Genomic DNA, 6,381 nt, shown 5'->3' with positions numbered 1-6,381 from the left:
ACCCGATTTCACTGACGAAACGTCACCCATCCGACTTCACTGACGAGACGCGACCCGGGGCGCCATGACTTCGGCTATCCACAGGGTGTGGATGACGCCAGCGGCTCGCAGCTCGACTGCGCTGAGATCGTCGGATGGATCTCACCGAGCTGACGAGAGCGACAACCGCGACCATGGGGGTGTTCACGCTCGACATGGCTGCGGACATCGGGATCACGGCCGCGGACGTGGGTCGGCTCCGTCGTTCCGGATCCATCAGCCGTGTCTGCGGTGACGGACACGTCGTGGGGCTGGGACCTGTATCCGTCGAGCAGCGAGCCATAGCGACCTGCCTGACATGGCCGGACGCCATCGTGTGCTTCCGTACCGCCGCGCTGATCCATGGACTCCCGACCGTGGCGGACGATGGATTCACCTACGCGCTGGTCCCGGCCGGTCGACGTACCCGCCATGGTCTCGTCCCACGGTTCTGGAGCGTCCGCCCTACTGAGGTCGAACGGACGGAGCACTGGCGCGTGACAGACCGGGTGACGACGATGCTCGACTGTCTCGGGCGGCTGCCCGCCGACGAAGCGTGGGGATTGCTCGCGTGGCTGGTGACGCGCGACCTGGTGACGGCCGACGAGCTGGACTCACAGACGCATGAACGCAAGGGTTTGTACGGCATCGTCCGACTTCGCGCCATGATCGCAGCCGTCCGCCGCGGTGCCGTGAGTCCCGCCGAGATCAAGCTGCAGGACTTCCTCGTGGCACACGGGTTCACCGGTTGGGTGGGCGACAAGAAGATCTACCGCGGTCGCCGCATCGTCGCGCGCGCAGACATCCTGTTCGTCGGCGAGCGCGTCATCCTCGAGTACGACGGCCGCCTGGCGCACCCCGATCCCTCCGCCCCTGACGAGATCGCGCGCGACGAGCTCTTGCGCGACCTCGGCTACGCGGTCGTTCATGTCACGTGGGAGCGGATTCTCCACGAGCCGTGGGCGTTGGCCGAAGAGATACGAACAGCGCTGGAATCCCGCAGCGGTGTGGTGTCGTCAGTGAAATCAGGGATGTGAGGTTTCGTCAGTGAAATCGGGGTTGGGGGGCGGGGAGATGTGCTGGATCTCGACCGTGGCGGCGGCATGGTCGAGGAGGAATCGGTAGGTGCCGTTCATGCCCTCCCTGTCCACGACCTCGAGGTCGGGGTTGTCAGCGTGCGGGCCGAGCAGCTGATGCCGTTCGAGCACAGTGCGGACGATCGTGTCCAGGCCGTTGGGGTCGAGATCGGTACCGACGTACCAGGCCTCGCCGGCTCCGGCCCGGCGCCGCGTGACCGCGGCCCGGCCCGCATAGAAATCCTGCTGGTAGGTCCCGATCACCTCGGCACCCTCCGGCTCCAAGATCTCGAACACCAGCGAGGCGGCCGACGGCGTGGGGTCGCCTCGCAGGGCCAGGGTCACCGTGTTCGCCTCACCCGGGGGAGCGGAGTCGGTCTCCTCGACCCGGACCCCGAAGAGGTCGCCGAACGGGCCAGGGGCGTCCATGAGGAAGGCACGAGCACTCTCGTCCGCGCGACCGGCCCAGAACGATGTCACCACGGTGCCACCGCGTTCGACGACGGCGCGCAGCCGGTCGGCGATATCGCCCTTGACCACGTGAAGCGCGGGCGCGATCACGATGTCGTAGCCGCTCAGGTCGGCAGTGCACGGGACCACGTCCACGGCAGCGTTGGCGCGCCACAACGCGCCGTAGTACCCCAGCACCACGCCGAGATAGCTCACGTGCCGGTTGAAGCCGTCGGTCATCTCCGTGGTCCACCAGGAGTCCCAGTCGAAGATCACGGCTGTGCGGGCGGGCACGCGCGCGCCGAGCACGGCGTCTCCGAGCTCCTGCAGCTGATGGCCGAGGTAGGCGATCTCCTTGAAGGCACGCGTATCGGTGCGGCCGGCGTGGTCGAGCACCGCGCCGTGGTACTTCTCGCACGCGCCCCGTGACTGACGCATCTGGAAGTAGAGGACGCCGTCGGCGCCGTGCGCGATCGCCTGCCACGACCACAGCCCGAGCACGCCGGGCCGCTTGACCGGGTTGACGTCGCGGCTCGCCGTGATGGTGGGGGTCTGCTCCATCACCCAGAAGGGGGCTCCGTCCTTCAGCCCGCGCATCAGGTCATGGCTGAAGGCCATCCGGACCTCCTCTCGCTGGCCGGGTGGGTAGTTGTCCCAGGTGGCGAGGTCCAGGTGTGGTGCCCAGCGGTGGTAGTCGATCGGTCGGAACGGCCCCATGAAGTTTGTCGTGACGGGTGTGGCGGCGTCGTGGCGCCGGATCCGCTCCTTCTCGGACACGAAGTTCGCCAGCAGCGCGTCCGACATGAAGCGCCGGTAGTCGAGGGTGATGCCCTGGAACGCGGTGTGGTTGGGTCCACGCCAGTGCTCGCTCAGGGCGTTCGGCGGGACGATCTGCTCCCAGTCGGTGAACAGGTGCGACCAGAACATCGTGTTCCAGGCCTCGTTGAGCTCGTCGAGGTCGCGGTACCGCCCGCGCAGCCAGACTCGGAAGGCGGCGGCGCAGTGGTCGCAGTAGCAGGAGCCGTCCGGCCCTCCGTACTCGTTCGCCACGTGCCAGGCGATCAGACCAGGCGTCCCCGTATATCGAGCAGCGATGCGGTCCGCGAGCTCGGCTGAGAGCCGCTGGTAGGCCGGAGCGTTCGGGCAGTGGTTGTGGCGCTGGCCATACACGTGCCGACGGCCCTGGAAGTCCGTGCGATTGACCTCGGGGTACTCGTGCGCCAGCCACGGTGGCATGGCACCGGTCGGCGTGGCGAGCACGATCTTGCGGCCGCCCTCGACCGCGCGTTGCACGATCGCGTCCAGCATCGTGAAGTCGTAGACGTCCTCGGCGGGCTGCACGTGTGCCCACGCAAACACACCGATGGTCACCGTGTCGATGGCGGCGAGGTCGAAGGCCGCGTAGTCCTCCTCCCATACGTCGCGGGGCCACTGTTCGGGGTTGTAGTCGCCGCCGTAGTGGATCTGGGAGGTCGTCACGATGAGACGTCCTTGCCTTCCTGGGTGAACTGGTTGCGGACGAGGTCGATGACCGGGCCTTCATGGTGGAGCAGGAGCCGCGCTGCGGCCCCGCCGAGCAGCATCGGGACTGCCTCGTTCGTCAGCCACACAAGACCGACGACGCAGATCGCCACCGCCACCAGCGCCACCGTGGCACGGGGCACCCGGAACAGCGTGTAGACAGCGAGTCGCCACAGGTCGCGGGTGCGGAACGAGAACATCGATGCGAGCACCGCGACGCGGATGCTGATCAGCGAGACCACGGCAGCGATGCCCAGCAGCAGCCACGCGTAGCCGGCGCCGACGCCGGCGGCGCCGGCATCGGCGACCGAGACCGCGATGATCCCGATGAGCAGCAACCCGGGCGTCACGGCCCGAGTGACGTCGACGGCGTTCCGCCTCCACCCGCGCCAGAATGCCGCCCAGGGCGCCGGGTGCTCGGCACCGCGCTCGTCTCGCCACGCCGCCAGAGCAGCCGCCAGAGCGACCGCCACCGCGACGGTCAGCAGCACGATGACCAGCAGCGCCAGCCCACCCCACGGCAGCAGCATGCCGGCCGCTACCGCGGGGAGGCTCGCGAGGACGAACCCGAGGCCGATCGCACCGAATCGGTGCACCGTCACGGTGGCTCGGCCGAGTGATCCCCGGCCGAGCTCACCGGGGAGCGAGTTGCTGGTCATCTGCGTCATGGTGTGGAACTCAGGCCTCGCGGATGTTGTCGTTGATCTTCTGCAGGTAGTTGGACAGTCCGGCGGCCTCGAGCTCGCCCTGGAAGGCGTCCCAGTCGTCGAACGAGCGCTGCCCCAGCAGGAACGCGGCGGTGGCCTGATAGGTCGCGTCCTTGAGCGCGGTCTGCTGCAGCGCGGCCTGTTCCTGGTCGAGCTCGTTCAGAAGGTAGCCCGGTCCGAGGTCGAGCGGCTCCTTCTCGTTCATCTTGGCGAGGAACTCCACGACCTCGTCCCGCAGCATCGAGTCGATGAGGTCCTGGGTCGACCCGTGCGCAGGCATGAAGACGCCGTTGTGATAGCCGAAATCGGTGTTGAGCATCTTCGGTGCGCCGGGGTTGAGGCCGTTGATGTCGATGTCCGGCAGCAGCTCGCGGGCACCGTCGGCACCGCGCGTGAAGGTCTCGCCCTCGACGCCCCACTTCGCGAACTCCAAGCCCTCGTCGGAGTAGTAGAGCCAGTCGACGAACTGCAGCAGTGCCACGAAGTTGTCCTGGTCGGCGGCGCCGGACGAGAACGCCAGACCGGACTCGAAACGGGGAGAGTTGATGATGTTGCCTGCGGGCCCGGCCGGCACGATGATCTGCCGCATGACGGCGTCGGTGTTGCCGGCGTCGGCGAGGTTGCTGCGGTAGGCGAGGATCTCCTGGTCGTTGGATCCGATCGCGGCTGAGCGACCGCTGGTCAACTTCTGGATCGCCGCGTCGTCGTCCTGCGTGAGCGACTCGGGGTCGAGCAGGCCCTCGTCGATGAGGGAGTGGAAGTACTCCAGCAGCTGCCGGTAGCCCTCGAGTGCGCCGGTGAACTCGTACGCGGTGCCGTTCCAGATCGTGCCGTCGCCGAAGCCCCAGCCAGCTCGCACGCCGAAGTTGGGAGCGGCGGCGTTGAGCGTCGCCTCCATCGGGCCGCCGCTGGACCAGCGATCGGAGTAGACGTAATCGAGGTCGGGGTTCTGCTCCCGCACGGTGCGCAGCTGGTCTCGGAGCTCGTCGAAGGTGGCGGGGTCGGCGTCGAAGCCCGCGGCCTGCCAGAGGTCATCACGGATGGCGATCGTGTACCCGGGCTTGGCCGTCTCCAGCAGGCCGGGGAGCACGTAGTACTCGCCGTCCTCCTGGCGGTAGTAGTCCAGTTCCGCCTGCATGCCCCACGCCTCGGTCTTGGCGAGGAAGTTGGGCATGTGCTCCACGTACCGGGAGATCGGGAGAAGTGCCCCGCTGGGGACGAACTGGTTCAAGGTCCCGACGTAAGCCTGCGTGATGATGGTCGGCGCATCGCCGGCCGCGATCAGCAGGCTGCGACGGTCTTCGAAGTCCGACAGTGGGACCGAGGTGAAGTTGAAGGTGACGTTGTTCGTCTCCTCGATGTGCGTGAAGAACGACCAGTCCTCCTTCAGCGCATAGTTGGGGTGGTCCCGGTAGAGGAGGTCGAACGTCAGCGGCTCAGTCGCCACGAACGTGGTGCCGACGCCGTAGTCGTCCATGGCACCAACCCTCTTGTCGTCGAGGTCAGCGGGCTCCTCGCCACCACCGCCACCGGCGCCACCGACGCTCCCGGTGTCGCACGCGGCGAGCGTGACACCGAAGGGAACCGCCGCAGCGGTGAAGAGGGCACCGCGCAGCAGGCTGCGGCGGCTGAGAGGGGTGCGGGTCTCGCTCATGAGGGATCTCCTTGCGTCGTTGCGGGCGAGAGGAAAGGGAACTGCGAAGGCGCGCTCAGCCCTTGACGGAGCCGAGCATCACGCCGGATACGAAGTAGCGCTGGATGAAGGGGTAGACACAGATGATCGGAAGCACCGTGAGGACCATCGTGACGGCCTGCACGTTGGAGGCGATCTGCACGTTGTCGCTGCCCATGTCCTCCATCGAGGTCGCGGCCGCGAGCAGATTGCGGAGATAGATCGTCACCGGGTACAGCTCGGCGCGGTCCATGTAGAGGAACGCCTGGAACCAGGAGTTCCAGAAGGAGACTGCGTAGAAGAGCACCATGGTCGCGATCACGGCCTTGCTGAGCGGCAGCACGATCCGACCGAAGATGCCGTAGGTCGAGAGACCGTCGATCGCGGCGGCCTCCTCGAGGTCGGCCGGGAAGTTCTCGAAGAACGACTTCATGATGAGCAGGTTGAAGATGCTGATCGCATTGGGGACCACGATCGCCCAGATCGTGTTCTTGAAGCCGAGAGAGTTGATCAGCAGGTAGTTCGGGATCAGTCCGCCGCTGAAGAACATCGTGAAGACTGCGATGCCCACGAAGAAGGAGCGGCCTTTGAGGTTCTTCTTGGACAGCGCGTACGCGAACGTGGTGGTCAGTGCCATCGCGATGGCCGTGGCCACGATCGTGTAGACGACCGTGTTCCGGTAGTTCGTCCAGAACATGCCATCGCTCATGACGGCCGAGAACGTCGTCACGTTGAACCCGCGCGGGATGAGGTTGACCTCGCCCGCCGCGATATATCCCTCGGCCGAGAACGCCTTGGCGACGAGGTTGATGAAGGGGTACAGGGTCACGACGCAGATCAGCAGCAGGAACGTCGTGTTGACGTATCTGAAGACCCGGTAGCCGGTGGTGTCCTTCACGGTCCGCATCGAGGTGCGGACCGCGCCGATGTCGGGGAC

The 6,381-nt window shown here is 66.7% G+C and carries 5 protein-coding genes; 1 reads left to right on the top strand and 4 read right to left on the bottom strand.

Features of this window, described 5'->3' with window-relative positions; all coding sequences use genetic code 11:
• The first annotated feature begins 134 nt into the window (after positions 1–134).
• Positions 135–1,055: a DUF559 domain-containing protein gene (locus ACOJSN_RS07400; protein WP_420111863.1), complete on the top strand. Its 921-nt coding sequence runs from the start codon at positions 135–137 to the stop codon at positions 1,053–1,055.
• On the opposite strand, the gene ACOJSN_RS07395 is transcribed toward ACOJSN_RS07400, so the two are convergent.
• The 4 genes from ACOJSN_RS07395 to ACOJSN_RS07380 form a co-directional block, all read right to left on the bottom strand.
• The gene (locus ACOJSN_RS07395; RefSeq protein WP_420111862.1) at positions 1,044–3,023 is read right to left on the bottom strand and encodes a beta-galactosidase; all 1,980 of its coding nucleotides are present in this window, start codon (positions 3,021–3,023) and stop codon (positions 1,044–1,046) included. The genes ACOJSN_RS07400 and ACOJSN_RS07395 overlap by 12 nt on opposite strands.
• Positions 3,020–3,724 (bottom strand): hypothetical protein, encoded by a 705-nt coding sequence (locus tag ACOJSN_RS07390; RefSeq protein WP_420111861.1) that lies wholly within the window; start codon positions 3,722–3,724, stop codon positions 3,020–3,022. The genes ACOJSN_RS07395 and ACOJSN_RS07390 overlap by 4 nt, the downstream gene beginning before the upstream one ends.
• Positions 3,725–3,743: 19 nt before the next feature.
• Entirely contained in the window at positions 3,744–5,426 is a 1,683-nt protein-coding gene (locus ACOJSN_RS07385) for an extracellular solute-binding protein (RefSeq protein WP_420111860.1), read from the bottom strand.
• A 55-nt stretch (positions 5,427–5,481) separates the two neighbouring features.
• A partial coding sequence (locus ACOJSN_RS07380) for a carbohydrate ABC transporter permease (protein ID WP_420111859.1) occupies positions 5,482–6,381 on the bottom strand: 900 nt, incomplete at its 5' end.

The sequence above is a fragment of the Pseudactinotalea sp. genome, assembly GCF_048594945.1.
Taxonomy (GTDB): Bacteria; Actinomycetota; Actinomycetes; order Actinomycetales; family Beutenbergiaceae; genus Pseudactinotalea.
The sequence above is the reverse complement of the archived record's forward strand: the minus strand, read 5'-3'. Positions and strand labels throughout refer to the sequence as shown.

Coding starts and splice junctions, on each gene's coding strand:
- ACOJSN_RS07390 (WP_420111861.1), bottom strand. CDS start 3,724: ATGACCAGCAACTCGCTCCCCGGTGAGCTCGGCCGGGGATCACTCGGC.
- ACOJSN_RS07385 (WP_420111860.1), bottom strand. CDS start 5,426: ATGAGCGAGACCCGCACCCCTCTCAGCCGCCGCAGCCTGCTGCGCGGT.
- ACOJSN_RS07400 (WP_420111863.1), top strand. CDS start 135: ATGGATCTCACCGAGCTGACGAGAGCGACAACCGCGACCATGGGGGTG.